At 46.7% G+C, this 19171-nt stretch carries 16 protein-coding genes; 12 read left to right on the top strand and 4 right to left on the bottom strand.

Annotated features, from left to right (window positions below):
* Positions 1-35: 35 nt before the first annotated feature.
* From LY85_RS16165 to LY85_RS16180, 4 genes are all read right to left on the bottom strand, one after another.
* Positions 36-941 carry a DNA ligase gene (locus LY85_RS16165; protein WP_243122589.1) on the bottom strand — a complete coding sequence of 302 codons (906 nt, stop codon included), beginning with the start codon at positions 939-941 and terminating at the stop codon, positions 36-38.
* A 125-nt stretch (positions 942-1066) separates the two neighbouring features.
* Positions 1067-1636: an SOS response-associated peptidase family protein gene (locus LY85_RS16170; protein WP_141827481.1), complete on the bottom strand. Its 570-nt coding sequence runs from the start codon at positions 1634-1636 to the stop codon at positions 1067-1069.
* A 5-nt stretch (positions 1637-1641) separates the two neighbouring features.
* Positions 1642-1899 (bottom strand): hypothetical protein, encoded by a 258-nt coding sequence (locus tag LY85_RS16175; protein WP_185741255.1) that lies wholly within the window; start codon positions 1897-1899, stop codon positions 1642-1644.
* Between the two features lie 14 nt (positions 1900-1913).
* Positions 1914-3152, bottom strand: coding sequence for a DNA polymerase IV (locus LY85_RS16180; protein ID WP_141827482.1), 1239 nt, complete (start codon positions 3150-3152; stop codon positions 1914-1916).
* A 237-nt stretch (positions 3153-3389) separates the two neighbouring features.
* On the opposite strand from LY85_RS16180, the gene LY85_RS16185 reads away from it, so the two are divergent.
* The 12 genes from LY85_RS16185 to LY85_RS16240 all read left to right on the top strand — a co-directional run bounded on the left by LY85_RS16185 (position 3390) and on the right by LY85_RS16240 (position 19138).
* Positions 3390-3647, top strand: a complete 258-nt coding sequence (locus LY85_RS16185; protein ID WP_141827483.1) for a hypothetical protein — start codon at positions 3390-3392, stop codon at positions 3645-3647.
* 1 nt (position 3648) lies between these two features.
* Complete coding sequence (locus LY85_RS16190) at positions 3649-4134, top strand: A24 family peptidase (protein ID WP_141827484.1); 486 nt, start codon at positions 3649-3651, stop codon at positions 4132-4134.
* Positions 4135-4149: 15 nt separating this feature from the next.
* Positions 4150-4899 (top strand): RcpC/CpaB family pilus assembly protein, encoded by a 750-nt coding sequence (locus LY85_RS16195; RefSeq protein ID WP_141827485.1) that lies wholly within the window; start codon positions 4150-4152, stop codon positions 4897-4899.
* The gene (locus LY85_RS16200) at positions 4889-5638 is read left to right on the top strand and encodes an AAA family ATPase (RefSeq protein WP_185741256.1); all 750 of its coding nucleotides are present in this window, start codon (positions 4889-4891) and stop codon (positions 5636-5638) included. The genes LY85_RS16195 and LY85_RS16200 overlap by 11 nt, the downstream gene beginning before the upstream one ends.
* A complete protein-coding gene (locus LY85_RS16205) occupies positions 5631-6998 on the top strand; it encodes a CpaF/VirB11 family protein (RefSeq protein ID WP_141827487.1) in 1368 nt (455 codons plus the stop codon). Before LY85_RS16200 ends, LY85_RS16205 begins: the two co-directional genes overlap by 8 nt.
* A complete protein-coding gene (locus LY85_RS16210; RefSeq protein ID WP_141827488.1) occupies positions 6995-7924 on the top strand; it encodes a hypothetical protein in 930 nt (309 codons plus the stop codon). Before LY85_RS16205 ends, LY85_RS16210 begins: the two co-directional genes overlap by 4 nt.
* A 2-nt stretch (positions 7925-7926) precedes the next feature.
* The gene (locus tag LY85_RS16215) at positions 7927-8790 is read left to right on the top strand and encodes a secretion protein F (protein WP_141827489.1); all 864 of its coding nucleotides are present in this window, start codon (positions 7927-7929) and stop codon (positions 8788-8790) included.
* Positions 8791-8799: 9 nt separating this feature from the next.
* On the top strand, positions 8800-9201 hold the full coding sequence (locus tag LY85_RS16220; protein ID WP_141827490.1) for a DUF4320 family protein: 402 nt from the start codon (positions 8800-8802) through the stop codon (positions 9199-9201).
* On the top strand, positions 9198-9743 hold the full coding sequence (locus tag LY85_RS16225; RefSeq protein WP_141827491.1) for a hypothetical protein: 546 nt from the start codon (positions 9198-9200) through the stop codon (positions 9741-9743). The genes LY85_RS16220 and LY85_RS16225 overlap by 4 nt, the downstream gene beginning before the upstream one ends.
* A gap of 45 nt (positions 9744-9788) precedes the next feature.
* A complete protein-coding gene (locus LY85_RS16230; protein WP_141827492.1) occupies positions 9789-12491 on the top strand; it encodes an Ig-like domain-containing protein in 2703 nt (900 codons plus the stop codon).
* A gap of 783 nt (positions 12492-13274) precedes the next feature.
* Positions 13275-13643, top strand: coding sequence for a TnpV protein (locus tag LY85_RS16235; RefSeq protein ID WP_141827493.1), 369 nt, complete (start codon positions 13275-13277; stop codon positions 13641-13643).
* 65 nt (positions 13644-13708) lie between these two features.
* The gene (locus tag LY85_RS16240) at positions 13709-19138 is read left to right on the top strand and encodes a helicase-related protein (protein ID WP_141827494.1); all 5430 of its coding nucleotides are present in this window, start codon (positions 13709-13711) and stop codon (positions 19136-19138) included.
* Positions 19139-19171 lie beyond the last annotated feature (33 nt).

The raw sequence follows: 19171 nt of genomic DNA on the forward strand, positions 1-19171 counted from the left end.
TCTTCAAAGGAATGGCCCACAGATAATCCTGTGGGTCATTCCTTTGATTCAATACAATCTTCCGGGTCCTTATCATCACGCAGCCCCTTATACATTGGCTGACGCAAACCGCCGCCACTTGTAATCTCCATGTACTGCACAGTGCAAACCAACTCAGGGACAATCCAATGTGCGCTTTCGCTCCCTTGTAATGTCGGTAACGGGTTTTCTGTTTTGGGAGTCCGGGATATGATCTTGTAATCCTCTCTAGCTTTACCTAATAATACATGCCCCTTATAAACAATCGTGTCGCCTCGGTACTGACCTAATATAACGCTGACGGTATTACTTTCATTTTCGATGTAGCCGAGGACTATGAAATCGTCATCTTTGAGATTCTTGAATTTGAACCAGTCTTTTGTTTGTTTCCCCATCTGATAAGTACTGTCCCTTCTTTTGGCAACGACTCCCTCTAGCCCCTGTTTAGCTACAGCTTCATATAATGCAGTTCCTTTTTCGTCTATATAACGTGATATGGATATCCTGTCGTTTTCCTTTACAACTTCATCAAGGAGCTTTTTGCGCTCCATTAGCGGCAAATTAAAGACAGGATGATCTATATAATACAAAATGTCAAACACAACAAGGGATGCTGGGGATTCCTCTGCAGCCCCCTTAATTCGATATTTATTGCTCATTACGGAGCGTCGCAAAACCTCTTGAAAGTTTGGCTGATCGCCGGTCATAACTATTATTTCTCCATCCAGGATGCATTTTTTACTAACTGCTTTATGAATCTCATTAATCTCCGGAAAACGGGGATTCAGATTAGAAAGCCGCCTGCTTTGTAAGATGGTAGAAGCGTCTGGGTCAAGATATGATATGCATCGAATACCATCAAACTTTAACTCGTAGATATAATTTGGCGAATCAAAAGGATCTCTTGTCTCGTCTATCAGCATAGGTTTGGCGCTCCGTGATTCAAATATATCCATTACTCTTCTAACCTTACTAATCCATGAAAAACAGCCATGACATTACCCTCTCTCTTAAGATGGTATTATTATGGCTGTTCATATAATAATTATTAAGCTGGTGCCTTGACCAATTCTGGCCGCTCAGTTTTCAATATATCAAGGGCATCCTTATAGCTCCACATCCATCGTTCCATTTCCGAGTGAGTCAAAACTACAGGCATACGGCTATGAATCTCCTTTATTGAATCATTTGCCTCTGTGGTCAGTATTGTAAACCGCCGCTCTCCATTAAAATCCTTCCAGAGACCGGCCATGTAGAGCGCTCTAGAATCGGACAAATTAAACTGATATTTTATCTTTTTTTCCTTTTTCGTCCACTCATAAAAACCACAAGACGGGATGATGCAACGGCTGGTCTCTAATCTGTATTTCCACTTTGGATCTTCCATTGTCGTATCTGTGCGAATATTTATGATGACGCCCTTAGTCTTTTTAGGGAATCCCCATTTAACAGCTTCGGGCGTGATGATGCCTTGTTCCTGAATCAGCACTGGTGCTTTATCAGTCGGGAAAATTTCGCCGGTCTTGATCTCTCCGTTGATCTTGCGCTGCACTTCCTCAATTATCTCCCGGATTTCAGCTATTTCCGTATCGCTGAAAAGCACATAGCGTCCGCACATTTCTATCACCCCACATTTAGTTTATCACCTTTAGCCTCTACAAACCACTTGTTTTCCTCCAGCCAAATATATTTTTTATGACCTTGTATAATACAGGTGTAACGAATTCCAGCGCCACCGGCTTTAAGTGAAGCACATGGACGGATATCAACGACACGGTCTATCTCATAGAGTTCTCCTTCCCCCCAGTGAATGGCCAGAGGCATAATTGTTCCGTCTTCAAGATATTTTACGATCATTTCTACATATTTTTTATATGCCACTGTTACCCTCCTGCTTAGAAATATCCGACCGGATGAATGTTGTGGTCACGCTTGGGATCGAAGCCGGAGAGCTGCGTATCCGTCAGCAATACGGCCGGCTGTATTGTCGTCGTCCCAAATCGCTTTTTGAGCCAATCAGTTGCAGCATCCAACCGTTCCTTTCTCTCTCTTGCCCGTTCGTCACAATACAGGTCCGTCTGCGTCGGCGTCGTGTCCGCGACCAAATCAGATATACTGATGCCAATACTCCGGATAGGGTTGTACCAACGATAATTCATCCGGAACAGCTCCATCCCCCCGTTGGCAATCTCAGAAGTGATGTTGGTGTAATGTTTTAAGGTGTGTTGCCTGGTAATACTGGATAACTCATTATCTCTGACATATATCGTTATCGTCCTACCCTTAAATCCCTGCTCTCTGAGCCTCCGGGCAATGCTGTCAGTAAGAACATATAAAAGTATCTTGACTTCTTCATCCGTATTCAGATCGCGCGGTGTGGTTTGACTGTTCCCGATGGATTTCACAGGAGGTGTATTGTTAAAAATTGCTACAGGAGTGATGTCATATCCGTTTGCAAACGCATATAAGACCTCTCCCCATTTCCCAAACCAGCTTTTAAGAGTACGCTCCGGCACATTTGCCAATTCTCCAATTGTATGGACTGCATAGCTTTCAAGCTTTCTCCGCGTCGCTCTACCAACATAGAGCAGATCACCGGCCGGTAACGGCCATGCGACTTCTCGGTAGTTATCCTTGCCGATCCGGGTTATGGCATCCGGTTTTTTATAGTCGCTTCCCAGCTTTGCAAATATTTTGTTATACGATACTCCGATGGAAACGGTGATTCCAAGCTCATACTTAATGCGGGAGCTGATCTCCCGAGCGATGCTCATACCGTCACCCTTAATTCCGCTGCCAGTGACATCAAGCCAGCACTCGTCAAGGCCAAACGACTCGACCTGGTCAGTATAGTCGAGGTAGATTTTTTGTGCAAGTTTAGAAAACCGCATATACAACTCAAACCGGGGCGGCACAATGACAAGATCGGGACATTTACGGCGCGCTTGCCATAGAGCTTCACCGGTCTGGATATGATACCTCTTTGCAATTTGATTTTTGGCCAGTATTATCCCGTGCCTCTGCTCTACATCCCCGCCAACCGCGACCGGCTTGTCGCGTATCTCCGGGTGATGCAAACATTCAACCGATGCGTAGAAGCTATTGCAGTCGCTATGCAGTATTACCCGTTCCATTTCGTCACCACCGATTCAAACACATGTTCTATTTTATGCATATCAAGTATAGAACATGTGTTCTAATATGTCAAAGTTAATTTATGGAAAGTAAAAACATATAAGAATCGCGGATTTATATCTGACGATTCTTATTTTATATACATAGCAAAAGCGGAACCAGTTCCGCTTTAAAGGAAGTGGTAACACAGTTCTCATTCAAGTTTCATACTACACTAAAAATTAGGAGGTAAAACAATGAAAACAATTCATAATTTTGTGGAGAATCAGAGACAAAAGATTTTGGTGTTCAGAGCGCAGTTGCGTTGTGGTGTTCATAGGCTCAATGAAATCTTGACCGATGAAAGAGGAGCATCTGCAATAGAAATCGCCGGAGCTGCGGTAATGGCAATTGTTCTGATTTGTATCTTAATTAACGCATTCACCGGAATCTTTTCCGATACCATCATTCCCGGTATTCAGGATAAAATAAAAGGCATCTTCTCAATGGCCTGATATGAAACAAACCATAAGTCCTTATGAGGCTATTGTGACATGCCTTATTCTGATTGCCGCAGTTCTTATCCTTCTCTACACTTTTTCTAACCCGATATTGGTCATAAAGGGCATTTTGTTCACGCTTTGCATGACAGCCATCAGTTACTGCGATGCAAAGACGGAAACGATTCCCGATTCTCTGCTCATCCTGTTAATACCGATTGGCTTAATAGATGTAGGCTGGGAATCTGTTGCAGGCATTGCTATTGCCTTACCTTTTTTAATCTTTGCCCTTGCAACCAAAAATGTTATTGGAGGCGGCGATATTAAGATGCTCGCCGCCTGTGGCTTTGTCCTGGGGCGCTGCGCTATCATGGGTATGCTGTTCGGGTTTACCCTTTTCACTATCACACATCTCTATGCACACATTAATAAAAAAAGGAGTACCTATGCGTTAGCACCCAGCTTTAGCATTGGGTGCTTTTTTGCATTTATTTTGATTTAGGAGTTGAGTACATATATGAAAAAACTATTCCGAAGCCGCACTTTCTTAGGAATTGGAAGTATCCTGCTTGCTGTTCTGGTTTGCCTTGTCATTGCGCCGACTTTGAGTGTATCAAGATCCCGACAAGTGGAGGTAGTACGGGTAATCAAAAAAATTCCGGAGAGTGCTCAGGTGACCAAAGACATGGTTCAAACCGTAAAAGTTGGCGGCTATAATTTACCATCTAATACTGTAACCGATCCAAATAAAGTCATTGGCAGGTATGCAACGGCCACCTTACAGCCGGGAGATAACATACTGGATTCAAAGATTGCCGAACAGGCTCCAAGCGCCTACCTATCGCAGCTGAATGGCAAACAGGTTGCAGTGTCCATTTCAATAAAGAATTTTGCATCCGGAGTATCCGGGAAATTGGAGTCGGGCGACATCATTTGTTTGGATGTTGCGAATTACGGAGATCTGAAACAAACCCTCGCCCCGGAAGAACTGCGTTATGTGCAGCTGCTCGCAGCGACCAATGACAATGGATCTGACAATGATGCGGAAAACGTCAAAGATGCCAAGCAGGAGGATATGCCGTCAACATTGACGGTACTGGTTACCCCGGCGCAGATGCAAAAGCTGGTAGACTATGAAAACAACGGCACATTACATGCTGCGTTGGTATATCGAGGGACGCAGGAAAATGCGCAGAAGTTTTTGGATAAGCAGATGCGATATTTAAATCAGCAAACACAGAACGGAGGTAGCGAAGTTGTCAAATAACCGATTTGTAGCAATTTGGGGCGGAGGCGGGAGCGGTAAAACCACACTTTCCATCAAAATAGCAAAAGAATTGGCATCAAACAAAAAGAATGTTCTGATCATTCACTGTGATGATGAAACCCCGGTTTTGCCCCTGCTTGTGCCGGTCTCCCAGTGCCATCAGTCACTGGGAGATCTTCTGAACATGTCTAATCCGACTCAGATCTCTGTCCTGCAGCATTGCACAGTATACGGACGGAGTGGCTATATCAGTCTCCTGGGTTATCAGTTGGGCGAAAGCGCCGTTTCCTACCGTCAATACAGTGAAAGAGAAGCAAAGAAAATATTTCAGCTATGCCGTACAATTTCCAGTGTGGATTATATTCTGGTCGATTGTTCCCACCATATTCTGGACAACCTTTTGACGGCGGTAGCGTTGGAGGTCGCCGATGCAGTCATTAAGGTTGCCAACACAAACCTGAGAAGCACAATTTATTTGGAATCTCAGCGGTCATTGCTCCGTGAAGAAAAGTTTCGCTATAATGACCACATTAATGTGCTAAATAATGTATTGCCTAATCAGGATACCTACCCATACCGGGAAGCACTGGGCGGAGCGCCCTATATATTCAACCATTGTCCATCACTTGAAAATCAATACCATGAGCAAAAGTTGCTCGATCCCCTGCTTGGGAAGGACGCCCGGCAGTTTGAACCAGTCATGTCACAGCTAATTAAAGAGGTGTTTTTGAATGAGTAGGAATGCGGCAATATTCTCATCACAGAAGAAGATCCTGCCTTTTCCTGATCTGCTGGATGAAATTCAGCCGTATATGACTGAAAATTACCGTGAATTAACGTCCAGTTTGGACAGCAAAAACAGTACCCAATTTCGATCTTATATCCAGCAGTACCTTTCAGAAAAGGGATATGCCGTGGAGGGTTACGACTTCGACCAGCTGGTTGATAAGCTCTATGACGAAATGGCGGGTTTTTCCTTTCTGTCTCAGTATATTGATTTACGTGTCCCCGGGGTGGAAGAAGTGAATATCAATGCATGGGACGATGTAGAAGTTTGGTTCAGCGGCGGTAGAGTGGAACCGGCCAACGGTCAGTTCTATTCAGCAATCCATGCTACAAATGTGGTTAAACGGATTCTTTCCAAGTCAGGAATTACCCTTGACGGTTCTAATCCCTGTGTCCGGGGACATCTAAATAAAAATATCCGTGTAACAGTGAACGGGCCGGGCGTCATTGATGATGACATTGGTGTTCAGGCATCCATCCGATTCGTAAATCCTCAGCACCTGGGGAGGGATGCATTCTTAAAGAATGGACTTGCCACCGAAGAAATGCTGGACTTTCTTGTGACCTTGTACCGTCACGGCGTTTCTATGTGTCTTGCCGGGCCGACCGGCTCAGGGAAGACCACGCTCATGGGCTATATTCTCTCCGCCGTAGCAACGAACAAGAAAAACAGGTTGTTTACCATAGAGGTTGGCAACCGGGAATTTGATTTAGTTTTGAGGAATGATTCTGAACAAGTCGTCAACAGTGTAATGAGTACCGTTACCAGGGAATCCAACGACCCCAAACAGGTGGTAACCGCCCAGATGCTTTTGGAACAGGCCTTGACTTTCCACCCCAAATACATATGTATGTCCGAAATGAAGGGTTCGGAAGCCTATGAGACTGTGGAGGCGGCCTTAACCGGCCATGCGGATTTGAGTACCGTCCACGCGGATTCCTGTGATGATATTTACGACCGCATTCTTACCCTATGTGTGCAAAGGTCTACCAATCTCAGTGAAAACAAGCTGATGGATCTCATTATCAAAGCTTTCCCCGTAGTATTTTACACGGATACCATGGAAGACGGCGTTCGCCGGATTGTCGAAATCGCCGAGGGGGAAAGCTTGGGAAACGGCAAATACCGTGTCCACACGCTGTACCAATATCGTGTGTTTCAAAACACAATCAATCCAATTACAGGAAAGACGGAAATAAAAGGCCGGTTCGAAAAGATCAACCCGATTTCCGAAAGACTTCAAGCAAAGCTGAGAAGAAAAGGTCTTGATGAACAGGCGCTGGAAACACTGATCGGAGGTGAAGCAGCTTGACTTTCTTTTATGCGATCGCCTTTTTCCTCATGGTAGGAGGCTGCTTTATTTTATTGGGGTTATCTCCCGCGGATTTTATCGGCCAACTCACAAGTCTCCCGATCCAGCGAAAAAGAAAGCTAAAAAAAGCTGTGAAAGAGAGCATACGGCCCCCAAAAATACGAGGAATTAAAAAAATCGTAAAGGATACTCAGGATACCCTTAAACAGGAAAACAAAAGCAATCGGTTTGCTCAACTGCTAACCGCATCGGGAATCCTCTCCGTTATCGGAATTTTGATTTCCAGTGCCATGAACAATCTCTTTTTGGCACCGGTCTTAGGCATCGGATTTTCTCTGCTGCCTTTTTTAAGTATTTTGCTCATGGCAACAAAAAACAGAAAAAATCTCAATAACGCTTTGGAAACTGCACTATCGACCATCACCTCTACTTATATCCGTACAGATTCTATCCTCAAAGCAGTCGCAGAGAATATTGACCAATTTGATCCTCAGGTAAAACCCACTTTCCAACGTTTTCTGATACAGGCTGAAATGATCAGCTCTGATATTCCTGCATTATTGGAACAAATGAAATCCGGGATAGACAGCGACGTGTTTCATGAGTGGATAGATGCTTTGGAATTATGTCAGGAGGACCGCAACCGTAAAAGCACCTTGCTGCCAATTGTAAATAAACTGTCCGACATGCGCTCTGTTGCGGGAGAACTGGACTATCTGATGTATAAACCCTTGCAGGAATTTGTGGTAATGGCCCTCTTGCTGATTGCTGAAATACCTATTATCAGAATGATGAATGAAGAGTGGTCAAATCTCTTAATGGCATCCTTAGCGGGAAAGATTGTGATTGCGATTGATGCAGTCATACTGATTATCTCTTTGGTTGCGGTGATCCGAAACACCCGGCCTGTTGAATACAGGAGGTAGACATGGAAATCTTATTTGTTATATTTTTGGCATTCGGTATTTTTATGATACTTTGTGATTTATGTCATGTTCCCACACTGGCGGCTTCAAACGCAGTAATGAACATCATGCAGCCCGAAAAGCATCGAATATTCAGTATTGATCATATAGAAATGTGGCTGGCGTCGCGGCTCAGCAAGTTCATTCGCCTGAATGATGTTCAGAAAAAAAGTTGGAAATCAGCTCTGAAAGTAGCGGAAATTCCCATGCGGCCGGAAACCTATTTTGCAAGGTGTTTCGTAAAAGCCCTGTTTAAGCTCCTGTTCCTGATTCCATTTTCTATTCTGGCACCCATCATGGATATAGCTGTTCTGATATGGGCGGTATGGGGAGTATTCAACGATTTTTCAGAAGCACAGAAAAAGGTAAGACAGCGACATGAGGAAATCAACCGGGAGCTTCCCCGGTTTGTGTCCACGGTGGAACAGGATTTGAATAGTACGAGCAATATCTTATCAATCCTTGAGGATTATAAGGCAAGTGCCGGCCGGGCTTTCCGGTACGAGCTGGAAATTACGATCGCACAAATGAAAACCGGTTCGCAGGAACAAGCGCTGATCCATTTGGAATCGCGTGTAAATACCGTCATGATGAGCCAGACTGTTCGCGGTTTGTTGGCGGTAATTCGCGGAGATAACGGAACCATGCACTTTGCCATGCTTGCCAATGACTTTAAACAGCAGGAACTGCAACAGTTGAAAATGGTAGCTCAAAAGCGCCCGGACAAAGTCAGAGTATTTAATTACCTGATCTTGGCCGGATTTTTTATTACTTTATTGCTGCCAATCGGAATGTATCTTATGAATTTAATTAATGGAATGGTGTGAGGTAACATCATGAAAAAGCTTTCAAAGATTCTCAAAGAAAATAAAGGGAGTGTGATATTTGATGCTCCGTTCATGCTGTTGATAGTTGTGATGATTCTTTGTCTTGCTCTTTATTCGTTCCCCGCTATTATTGCAAAGCAGCAACTCGACACTTATGCTGCAGAGCTCAAACGCACCGCTGAATTAAGCGGCATGATCGGAACGGAAACCACACAAAAAGCACAGCAGCTTTCTGAGGAAATCGGCCTGAATCCTGAAATTAAGTGGTCAAAAACCGGAAAGATACAGCTGGATGACGAATTCACTGTGACCTGCAGCATAACAAAAGATATCGGCTTTGGCTCATTCGGTTCCTTTCCTGTCCCCCTAAAAGCCAAACAAACAGGCCGTTCGGAGGTCTATTGGAAATGAATAAACTGAAAGGGGTACTGAAAAGCAATCGAGGCAGTACCAGTTTTTGGATTGTTGCTGTGGCCATGTTTCTGATTGTGGTAGTGGCCACTGGACTTGAGTATCTCAGGTTGAATGTCATTGCCCAGGGAACACGAAACGGTATGGAATCGGTAATCACTCAGGCCTGCACCGCCAATTATGACAGACTGTACAACGGGCTTCGGGAAGGATATAGCGGCGGCTATCAATTAGACAAGGGCAGTTGGAAAGAGGATATTAATACAGATGACGCCTACGCCATCATGGATCAGCAATTCGGTACCAAATCCGACGGCTCCGGCCATGCGAAATATAACGGCAGTACATTGGAATTCCGTATTACAGATTTATCTATTCAAATGACCAACACTCCTCTGACTCCGGAAGACCCAGAGAGGGAACAGAAATTTTCCGGTACTGCCACCTATACCGTAATAATTCCGTTGTCCTTTGGATGGAGGAATTTACCCCCATTAGAAATCCCTATGAAAGTAAAAGCGGATTACTCCGCAAAGTTTTAAAAAGCGGAACTGATTTCGCTTTTTTTGTGTTAGGAGGTTATTGCTATGAAAAACAAAAGGAAGGTTGCTTTTCTCTCCCTCTTTTCGCTGTACATGATTTCCGTGTCCGGGATCTCCGGTTACGCGGTAGTGACAGGGAAAGTTCCGCCGATTTTAGGCGCGATTTCATCCGGCGTTTTTTCTTCACCGGCGCAAAGCACTGTACAAAGCAATTTGATTCATCCCCAGGATTCCCCCGATTTAGTGATTGATCCAGGTGAGATTTCCCATTCAGAATCCGTTACCCATAAAGATTCTTCGGAGGATCCGTTTGACCCGGACGCGAAAATCGACAACGATACAAACCAAATTAGTTATTCCGACGGATATTCCATTCCGACGATACCGGTAGGTGTGACGACGCCTCAAAATGAAAATGGAGCATCGTCAAAGCCGGCAGATCCTGATCCGACTCCACAGGATCCCGGGACCAGCCCCCCGGCACCCAGTTCTCCGGCTCCCAATAATCCCGACAATCCGTGGGGCCCCGGTGGGTCCGGTTCATCCGGATCAGGATCCGGATCCGGCAAAACAAGGAGCATCACCGGCATTAGCCTTGACAGAACAGAGATTACATTGGACAAAGGCGACGTTGCAGATCTGCTGATTGCAACTATTACGCCTTCCAATGCAACCGGCAATAAAACCGTTACCTGGTCATCATCCGATGAAGACGTAGCCACAGTAAATTCTTCCGGACAGATCACTGCTGCCGGGGCAGGAAAAACAGAGGTGGTCGCTCATACCTCAAACGGTAAAACCGCCGTCTGTGAGGTTACGGTCTTAGTTCCGGCCACTTCTATACACATCGACTCCGAATCTTTTCAAATCGATAAGGGTTCCAGCAAAACCTTAACCGCCACAATTACTCCTAATGATGCAACAGATCGGGAGATTGCATGGGCAACCAGTAACGCGGACGTGTTGTCTATTGATCACAACGGAAGAGTCACCGCAGAGGATGTGGGTACGGCAGTAATCACCGCATCCGTCGCAAACGGCAAAATAGCTTCCACCTGTGATGTTTCCGTAGGAATTTCTATATCAACTCTGACTTTAGATAAAGGTGAACTTAATCTAATCAAAGGGACTCAGGAGATGCTTACCGCAACAATAGATCCGCCGGATACCACAGATGATAAAACTGTCGAGTGGTCTTCCGTCAATCCTGAGATTGCCACTGTTGACGCCAACGGCAACGTTCAGGCGGTCACCGGCGGCACAACCACTATAACGGCTCAGGCCGGTTCCCATGTTGCGGAGTGCAGGGTAACGGTTTCCGTACCGGTTACGGGAATTACCCTCAGTGCAAATACTCTGTCCATAATGAAAAATGCAACTGAGACACTCACAGCGACCATTACACCGGAGGACGCCACCAACAAGAAAATCGTTTGGACTTCCTCAAATGACTCCATCGTATCTGTGGACAGCACCGGCAAAGTTACTGCGAAAGATTTTGGCTCTGCGATTGTCACAGCCACAACCGAAGACGGGAATTTATCCGCTCAATGTACAGCGAATGTTGTTACGCCGGTCACCGGCATCTCACTGGACAAGAGCGTTATTAGTATGATACGGGGTACCGTCGCTGAGTTAGTTGCGACGGTTGAACCGGAGAATGCAACAAATAAAAATGTCAATTGGACTTCCTCTGATGAGTCCATCGCTTCTGTGGACAGCTCTGGTAATGTAACCGGCGTTAGGACCGGGACAGCGCTGATCCGCGCAACCACAGAGGACGGAGGATTTACTGACGTTTGTGCGATTTCGGTAACTCCGGACACGTATACCATCACTGGAATCGGTGTAAATGGTCACGTAGACGGAGTCGGTGACCATCATGTCGGAGATGTTGTCACCCTGACAGCAGTCCCTGATGAGCACTACCATTTTACAAACTGGACTAATTCCAGTGGAGCGATAATAGGAACAACGCCGACTTATGTCATTAACGGATTACACGCTGACATGACCATCACGGCCAACTTTACAATCGATTACCACACGGTCACTGTAATTGCCGGAGCAAATGGTTCTGTCACAGGTAGTGGCAGCTTTGCTTATGGCAGTACTATTACATTGACTGCCACGCCAGACTCTCATTATCATTTTGTAGACTGGTCAGATGGGAATACCGATCAAACCCGTACCTATACGGTAACTGGCGATGCAGATCTAACTGCCAACTTCTTTATTAACGGAGTAACATGGACTTACACGGAACTACCAAGTTCATATAACACAGAGGGTACGGACTGGTTTTCTGTTTACTCTGGTGAAACGACAGCAGCTTCACAGTGTTGGGAAAAAAGCGGTAGCAGCAAAACCAGAGGAGGATCGGTGGAATTTACATTCTCAGAACCAATTAATTTACCATCATCCGGAGGCATTGTTATCAAAACCGGCGGGCAGGACATAAATAGCAGCGGTAATGTGCAGAGTTTTTCGTTTAGTGTATATGCAAATGGAAACTTCGCAAGTGGTAGCTCTGGTACTTCTGTATGGAGTTCATCAAAAGCAGGAACATTTACGATAGACACTTCTAAATTCACATCAATTACTAACATGAAAGTTTTCGTGAATTGTACATCATATAGTTTTCCAAGCGGATGGGATGGTAATGACGGCTGGATTTCAGTTCAATTACTTCCTACAGACCGCGCACCGTTTTATTTGAACAATTCTGGTTGTTCAGATCAATCTTAAACTATAGGTTATAGCAGCCGGAGCAATTCGGCTGCTCACTTTATGTGAATGGAGGTCTGCAATTGGACAGATTAAATGAATGCAAAGAATTACTGCAAAAGACTCAGCAACGTGTTGTATCCTCCACGCAGGAATGGACATCCTTTCTCCGGTTTGCGTCAGGAATCTACAAATATGATTTTACGTCGGCCCTTCTGATCTACGCGCGCCGGCCGGATGCTACCGCCCTGGCTCCGATCGAGACGTGGAACCGTGTCGGCCGCCGAGTGAACACAGGCGCAAAGGGGATTCCGGTAATCATCGACACCGACCATTGGGTAACACTGAAATTTCTGTTTGACGTGTCCGATACGAATGGGGAGAAAAAAACACTTCCTCAACATTGGGAGCTTTCGCCCGATAAATATAATATAGCTATCACGGATTTTGAGGACCGATACGGCATCACCGCGGACGGTGCGCCGTTCGGGGACTTTCTCAGCACCGTTATCACACATACGCTGGAACACGACTGCGACAGCATTATGGATGCTCTGCAGGAAAATCCGCTTCCGGAGCTAGAAGGCATTAACACACAGGAAATGTTTATGGAGACTGTTTCGGACAGCATAAAGCACATGGTTTACAGCCGTGTTCTGCCGCATGAAATTCCTCCATCTTTGGCTTTCACCGGGCTATCCCTTTTAGAGCATCCAGAGCATTTCACATTGTTGGGCGAGGAAACCATCAGGCGGTCATGTACCCTGCTGCGGCAGATCGAAGGCACAGTCAGACAGATAGAACATGAACAGAAAGGAAAAATGCGCCATGGAGTATCAGGAGAAAGACGGATTGTTGTATCCGGAACTGGCAGTCGCGGAGCCGGAGGACGACAAACCCCTGACGAAGTACGGAACGAGGTTCAAAAAATACCTGAAGGAAGAACATCCGGGACGGTACGCAATTCTGAGAAACAATCTGGAGCTGATGGCGGTCTGCCATCGGGTGGAACGGGAAGCGAACGAGTACGAGGACGATCTTCTCCGGCAGCTGCGCAAAGATCACCCGGCACCGAAAACGGACGACTTCTTGAAGACGGTGCAGTACAACAACTGGCTGTACAAGACGGCGGAAGAAATGACGCTGGAGAACGTGGTGTTCCGGAACCGGTAACCTCTATAACAGAAAACGAACCAACGGGGCTTTTTCAAGAAGAAAGCTCCGTTGGTTTTCGTTTAATGCCAACAATGAATGGGAAACCGGCATACACCGCTTTCCTTTCCGACTATGATTTTCTTCACTCCTATTTTTTCCCTGCTTTAAGAAACGAATCGCTGGCCGGCATCCGGGAGAAAATATATTCTTTTTATGTCGGCCAAGAGCCGGACAGAAAAGAAGCGGCGCGGTTTCTGAAAAAAACATTCAACGAACATCCTTCCATGATCGTTCACAGCACCGGCGGCGATGCATGGGTCTGGTTTCAGCCAACCGGAATATCGCTTGACATTGCTATGAAGGAGGGAGACTATTCCCGAAAACTAAGCTGGAATGAATGCGAGAAGTACATTCGGAATCTGATTGACACGGGGGACTTCATAGAGGGGAAACCGGCGTATGGGCCGCAGCAGTTATCCTTTGGCACTCTCACCCCCGTGTCAGCCGCTATCCCGGAGCAAAAGCCTGCAGGTCTTCCGGTACAGGAATCAGTCATTGAATATGAGAATGTGAAAAGCGGAAGCACTTCCGCTTTTGAGAAACCGGATAGAGAATTTTCGGAAGCAAATAGTGATACCAGCACAATTGATTCATTGCCTGTGTCCCCAGCAAAAGCGGAAGTGCTTCCGGTTTCGTCTGAGGACACGGAACGAATTAATTTTCGGTATCCTGATACGAAAGAATTTGCCGGAGGGCAGAAAACCCATTACAAGGCGAATGTGGAAGCGATTAAACTTCTGAAAACCATTGAAAAGGAACAGCGTTTGGCAACCCGGGAAGAACAGCAGACATTGGTCAATTATGTCGGCTGGGGAGGCATCCCGCAGGCATTTGATAAAAAGAATGAGAAATGGCAGAAAGAATATGAAGAACTCAATCAATTACTGACACCGGAAGAATACACCGCCGCCCGTGCTTCCACCCTCACCGCATTCTACACACCGCCGACCGTCATCAGTGCCGTACACACCGCCTTGAAAAACTTTGAGTTTACCGGCGGCAATATTTTGGAACCGTCCTGCGGAACAGGGCGGTTTTTTGGTTTTATTCCGGAAAACACCGAAAATTTCTGCAATCTTTTCGGAGTTGAGCTGGACAGCCTTACGGGCAGAATTGCCCAGCAGTTGTATCAAAAGGCAAGAATCCAGATCCGGGGCTTTGAGAAAACGGCATTCCCGGATAATTTCTTTGACCTTTCATTTGGGAACGTCCCGTTTGGAGAGTATAAAGTACCGGACATGCGCTACAGTAAACAGAATCTCTTGATCCATGACTATTTCTTTGCGAAAGCGATCGACAAGACCCGTCCGGGCGGCCTAATCATTTTTGTGACGTCCAAGGGGACACTGGATAAAGCAAATCCGGAAGTACGGCGTTACATTGCCCGGCGAGCGGAGCTGATCGGCGCGGTCCGGTTTCCCAACACGATGATGTACACCGAAGGCAATACGCAGGTAACGTCCGATCTGATTTTTCTGCAGAAACGCGACCGCATGGTGGACATTGAGCCGGAGTGGGTAAACCTGACCTATCTTGATAACGGGGTGCCGGTAAACACCTATTTTGCGGACCATCCGGAAATGATGCTGGGAGACATGGTGTTTGACGAGAGCATGTACGGCAACGCAAAGGATACGGCGCTGATACCGCACAAAGGGAAAGATTGGAGGGAAGAACTGATTCCGGCCATCAATTCCCTGCACTGGAAGGTGCAGGAACCGGAAATTGAAATGGAAGACGGCGAAGCGGCGATCAGCATTTCGGCGGACCCGAACGTCAGGAATTACACGTACACCATTGTTGAGAATGAATTGTATTTCCGTGAAAACTCTCAGATGATTCTTCAGAACATCACCGGAACCCGGGAACAGAGAATACGCGGCATGATTGAAATCCGCGACACTCTGCGAGAGGTGATCCGGGTACAAAGTGAGAATTATCCTGATGATGTCATCCTCAAGACACAGGCCAAGCTGGAGCAGCTCTATGACAGTTTCACCTATAAATATGGCTATCTGACCGGAATCGGCAACAAGCTTGCCTTTTCCAGCGATTCCGATTACCCCCTTCTGACCAGTCTGGAAAACGTCGATGAAGATGGAAAGGCCAGTAAAGCGGCCATCTTTACCAAGCGCACTATCCGCCCTCCGGTGGAGATCACCAGCTGCGAAACCGCAGTGGAAGCCCTGCCTCACTGTCTGGACAGAAAGGGCTGCGTGGATATCCCCTACATAGCGCAGCTTGTCGGGAAACCGGAGAATGAGATACTGGATGATCTGAAGGGATTGATTTACCGGGATCCGCAGACAGGCATGTTGGAAACCGCCGATGCCTATCTGTCCGGAAACGTTCGGCAAAAGCTGACCGAAGCGGAAACGGCGGCGGAGAAAGACGATCAATACGCTGCAAATGCGGAGGCTCTCAGGCTGGTTCAGCCAAAGGATTTGGATGCATCTCAGATTGAAGTAAAATTAGGTTCTCCCTTGCTGGATAGGGATGATATCAAAGAGTTTATTGTCGACTTGTTGAAGCCGGACGACTCCGACGAACAGCATCTGAAGGTAAGATATATCCCGTCGCAGGCAACATGGAAAATAAACGGCGTATATCATGCCGGGCAGCGTCAGAAAGTGCTGCCGGGGAAAACCTACGGAACTTCCCGAATTGATGCTTATGAGCTGATAGAAATCTCACTGAATCAAAAAATACCCACCATTCGGGATAAACAGTTGGACAACTCCTACAAAATGAATCCGCGCGCGACCGCAGCCGCGCGGGAAAAGCAGCGCATCATTGAACGGAAATTCGAGGAATGGGTGTTCCAGGAGCCGCAGCGCCGGAAACGGCTTGTATGGAAATACAATCAGATCTATAACAACACCCGTATCAGAAAATATGACGGCTCCTATCTCACATTCCCCGGGATGAACCCGGAAATCACATTGCAGGCGCATCAAAAGAATGCGGTTGCCCGTATTCTGCAAAGCGGAAATTCGCTGATTCCTCATAAAGTAGGATGGGGTAAAACCTTTACCAACATTGCAGCAGCAATGAAAAGCAAACAGCTTGGTTTATGCAGCAAAAATATTATGGTGGTTCCAGGGCATCTGGTAGATCAGTGGGGTGCGGATATATTAAAACTGTATCCCGGAGCAAATGTCCTCCTTGCAACAAAGAAAGACTTTGAAAAGCATAACCGCCAGCGCCTTGTCAGCAGGATAGCCACAGGGGACTACGATATGGTGGTCATTGCCCAGAGCAGCTTTGAGAAGATTCCGGTCAGCCCGGAGCGGATTGAAAGGCTTCTGAACAAGCAAATCGATGACATCATGGAAGCCATGGAGATAGCCAAAGAGGAGGATGAAAAGGACTGGACCGTCAAGGCCATGGAACGTACCAAAAAGAGTCTGGAAGAACAGCTGGAAAAACTCACTAACCAGTCCCGAAAGGATAACCTTCTGACCTTTGAGGAACTCGGAGTGGATCAGATGTTTGTGGATGAGGCGCATTATTACAAGAATCTGTTTGTCGCCACCAAAATGATCAACGTTGCCGGCATCGGGCAGCAAAGGGCACAGAAGGCTTCCGATATGCTGATGAAGTGCAGGTATATCAATGAGATCCATAACGGACAGCGCGGAATAGTATTTGCGACAGGAACTCATGTTTCAAATTCGATGGCAGAGCAATACACTACACAGATTTACCTGCAGCCTGACGAACTTGAGAAACGGGGATTGTCACACTTTGATGCCTGGGCGGCGAATTTTGGCCGGGTTGTGTCATCGCTTGAGCTTGCCCCTGATGGAACGCAGTACCGGTACAAGTCACGATTTGCAGAGTTTGTAAATCTGCCAGAGCTGATGTCTATTTTTTCTCTCGTTGCTGACTTTCCTGATGAGAATTCCTTCAAACTTCCTGTCCCCGCATTAAAAACGGGTAAACCCATTATTGTCTTATCCAAACCAAGCGAGGGACAGGTCCGATATGTCAATGAAATTGTCCGCCGATTTGAGCAAATCCATAACGGTGATGTAGAGCCATGGGAGGACAACGCGCTGAAAGCCACCAATGACGGAAGGGCTTGTGCGCTCGATATGCGCATGATCGACCCATATGCGGAGGACTTCAAGGGAAGCAAAATCAATATGGCTGTCGGCAATATTTATGACATCTGGAAGCGAACGGCAGGCATCAAAGGGACTCAGATGGTCTTCTGCGACCTTTCCACACCGCATGAAGTGATCCACATGGAAATGATCGACGGTGTGGCAAGGATGGTAAACCCGAACGGAAAGGTATGCTTTAACGCCTACTATGATATCCGTCACAAGCTGCTGCAGCTGGGCGTGCCGGAAGATGAAATTGCCTTTATCCATGACGCGAAAACGGAAAAGCAGAAGGAAGCATTATTTGCGTCCGTGCGTACCGGAAAGGTACGCATTCTCTTAGGCTCCACTTCCCTCATGGGGGCGGGGACCAACGCGCAGCGCCATCTGATCGCCCTGCATCATTTGGACGCGCCCTGGAGGCCATCTGATGTGGAACAGCGTGAAGGAAGAGCTCTCCGGCCGGGAAATGAAAATCCGGAGGTTGGAATCTACCGGTATGTGACGGAAGGAACTTTCGATGCCTATTCCTGGCAGATCCTCGAGCAGAAACAGCGATTCATCAGTCAGATCTCGCGAGGAAATGTTGTGGACCGCCATGCGGCCGACATCGACAACACCGCGCTCGACTATGCGACCGTCAAGATGATCGCGAGCAAGGACCCCCGTATCAAGGAGCGTGAAGAACTGCGGGTGCGTGTCGCACAGCTCTCTCAGCTTAGAGCGGAATATAATCATGAAAAATACGACTTGGAGGACGACGTACTGAAGCATCTGCCGGAAAAGATCAAGCTTAACCAGCAGACTATGGAAGGGCTCAGAAAAGACATTGCCCTGCGGGACAGCAACGCTTCCGATGATTTCTCCATTCAGTTATCCGGGAAAACATACGTGAAGAGAGAGGACGCCGGCGCAGCCATTTTAAAAAAGGCGGGAAGCTTCCGGAAAGCCGGCGAATATCTTCCAATTGGAGAATACAGAGGCTTCCGGATAGAGCTGACGTATAGTGAATGGGAGCAGGCACATTCCATTGTCCTTTGCGGAGCCACGCGCCGGATTACGGAGATGGGACACAGTGCGATCGGCTGCACCGCGCGCATGGATAACCTTCTCCGGGATTTGGAAACAGCAGTATCCAAATGTCAGATTGAGATTGATAAAGCACAGGAGCAATTGAAAGAGGCAAAAGCGCAGCTGGCTGTTCCATGGGAACATGAACAGGAATACAACGAAAAAACGGAAAGGCTGAATCAGCTTGGTATTGAAATGGCAGCAGATATCAGCGATCAGGAACAGGTGATTGATTCAGAAGAAATAGAAGAAGGACCGGAAATGGCCATGTAGAAAAGCGGAAGTCCTTCCGCTTTTTAAGAAAGG

It is taken from the genome of Clostridium sp. KNHs216, assembly GCF_006714885.1.
In the GTDB taxonomy this organism is placed as follows: Bacteria; Bacillota; Clostridia; order Oscillospirales; family Acutalibacteraceae; genus Caproiciproducens.